Origin of the sequence: uncultured Campylobacter sp., assembly GCF_938040115.1 — a bacterium.
GTDB lineage: Bacteria > Campylobacterota > Campylobacteria > Campylobacterales > Campylobacteraceae > Campylobacter_A.
In genome coordinates this window covers 1-2543 of the sequence record NZ_CALHXD010000197.1, presented here as the reverse complement: position 1 = coordinate 2543, position 2543 = coordinate 1, and the positions used below count along the sequence as shown (strand labels likewise).

The 2543-nt window shown below is 47.8% G+C and carries 2 protein-coding genes; both read left to right on the top strand.

The features are described from left to right. Positions 1 to 253: 253 nt before the first annotated feature. On the top strand, positions 254 to 1216 hold the full coding sequence (locus Q0314_RS06810; RefSeq protein ID WP_298057725.1) for a hypothetical protein: 963 nt from the start codon (positions 254 to 256) through the stop codon (positions 1214 to 1216). 340 nt (positions 1217 to 1556) lie between these two features. Next, positions 1557 to 2543, top strand: a 987-nt coding sequence (locus tag Q0314_RS06805; protein ID WP_298057723.1) for a hypothetical protein, incomplete at its 3' end; no start/stop codon positions are given.

Genomic DNA, 2543 nt, shown 5'->3' with positions numbered 1-2543 from the left:
GGAAACGCAAAGTCTGGTCTGACCTACACTAAAATTTGAGCCCGACTCCGGGCTCTTTTTAATTTTACCGCTTCGCATCCTTCTTTTTGATTTTTAAATTCGCCCTATTTTTAACTCGCAAATAGTTTTTACTTGAATCTATTTTATCGCTTACGGTCTAGCTCAAAGCTGAGTTTAGCCGCGCCGCTCGCCTAAATTTAAACGTTTTTTAGATTAGTCCGCTACAATGCGTTAAATTTTAAAAGGGAAAAAGATGAACAAAGCAGAATTTCAAAAGCTAAATTCCAACGAAAAACAAGACGCGATGCTAAAAATATCCGCCGCATATCCGCAATTTAAATTTCTAAATTTAAGCAAATTTACGTGCGGCGAGCATAGCTTTGAGACGGGCATTTTTGACTTTGAGGGGAGCGAGTTCGTTTTTATCCCGGGGGACGAGCCTGAGCTTGGCTGGGATGATTTTGCCGTTTTAGATGAAAATTCGGCAAAAGAGATTAAAAAACAATGCGACTTTTGTCCCGAGGATCAAAGCCTGCATGAATTCGTAGCCAAGCAAACCTCGCCGCTTCGCCGCGCCAAAATCCCCGCTATGCTAGCCGAAAGAAAACCCGCCGAACTTAGCTGGTACGAAGTAGATTTAAGCGACGAAAGGCTTAAAATTTACGCAAACGAGATAGAGGATTTTTCGCGCGGTAAAGACAAAGACGTTTCTGAAATGACGGTTTGGAGCACGATAAAGTTAGTTCGCGAAGGCGGTAAAATTCGCGCGTTTTTGTTTGACGACGTCACGCACGAGGAGCTTGAGGCAAATTTACGCAAGAACGGCTTTAGCCTACCCAGCCAGGACGAATGGGAATATCTAGCCGGATGCGGGGCGCGCACGCTTTGGCGTTTTGGCGACGAGCCTGATCCCGACAAGGTAGCGTTACCGCACGTTAAGCAGCCCGAAAATCCGGAATTTTCGCTATTTGAGCCCAATTTATTCGGGCTATTCATTGCCTTTGATCCTTACCCGGTCGAGCTTGTAAGCGCGCCGATATACTTTAAAGGCGGCGATGGCGGCAGCGCGTTTTGCGGCGGTGTGTCGCTATTTGAGTGCCTGCTGCCCGTCTCGCCTTTTTACGCTATGAGCGAGGAGATGCGAAATGATTATTTGGAGTTTTTGAACGACGGCGATATCGACAACGCGATTTACAGGCGTATTTTTAGACTTTGAAAAAGACGCTTTAGCCGCTGACGTGCGCAATTTTAGCGCCGATTAAAGATATCTCGCCGTGCGTTTTAGCTTAAATTTAAGTCGCTATGCAAAGGCTTAAGTTAGCCTAGGTACCGAGATTTTGCGAAATATAAATTAAACTCGTACGCTACGCCTGCTTTGCAAAACGCTTTTGCGCCGATTTACGCCAACCGCGAGATTAAAATAGGCGCAAAACGATAAATTCGCCGCAAAAAGCCAAGCTTGCTTTCGTTTTTCATTGCTTAAATTCTCGTAGATTTATCCTTAGATGCTAAAATCAGCCACCGTTTTTTCATAAATTTTACCGAAAAGGAAAAATATGGCTAAATTTAAATTTTTTGCGACCATCGCGGTGCTTTGCCTCGGATTAAATTTAAGCGCTAGCGAGCTGGAGGGCAGATGGAGCATCGTCTCGGCAAACATAGACGGGCAGGAGGTGCAAACGGCGGGGCAGAAGTGCTTTGAGGATTCGTTTTTCGAGGTTAGTGGCCGCGAGGCAAAGCTAGGCCTTAGCTCCGTAGGCGAGGACGGCGCGTGCAAAAGCGGCGCGGCAAGCTACGCCTTTAAAAGCATAGGTGCGGACAAATACGCGCTGGGTCCTATCGGCGAGTTTTGGCTAGAAAAAGACGCGCTAAAGGTAAAACAGTCCTTAGACGGCGGCAAATTTATCGTTTTTTCATTCAAAAAAGACGCAGCCGCAAACAAAGCCGCGGCAACGGCAACCGGCTCAAATTTGAGCACAGACGAGCTAGAGGGCAGATGGGAGATCGACTCGGTCGCAGCACAAGGGCAGACGTTTAAAACGGCGGGCCAAAAGTGCTTTGAGGATTCGTTTTTCCAGATAGCAGGCGGCAAAGCCATAGTCAGTATCGTAGCGGCAAATCCGGACGGCACGTGCAAGACGGGTGCAGGAGAAAGCGGCTACAAAAGCCTTGGCAGCGGCAGATACGCGCTAGATAACGATGCGGGCGAATTTAGGCTGAAAAACGGCTCGCTCGAATACGAACAAAGCGCGGGCGGCGTCTTGTTTACCTTTAAAAAAAGCCGCGCGGCGCAGGCTAGCTCAAATCAGGCGCAAGCCAAATCAAGCTCAAATTTAGAGCCCCAAAAAGACCCTAGCGTCAAGCATAGCGACGCAAAAGCGAGCAAAAAAGGCACGGGCGTGTTTGCAGGCAAGTGGTTCTTCATAAACACCAATACCGACATATCCTTTTATCTGCGCGACGACGGCACTTACGCGAGCCGTTTAGAAAAGCCCGACTGGCGCACGCGCATCGACGGCACGTATAAAAAAGACGGCAAAAAA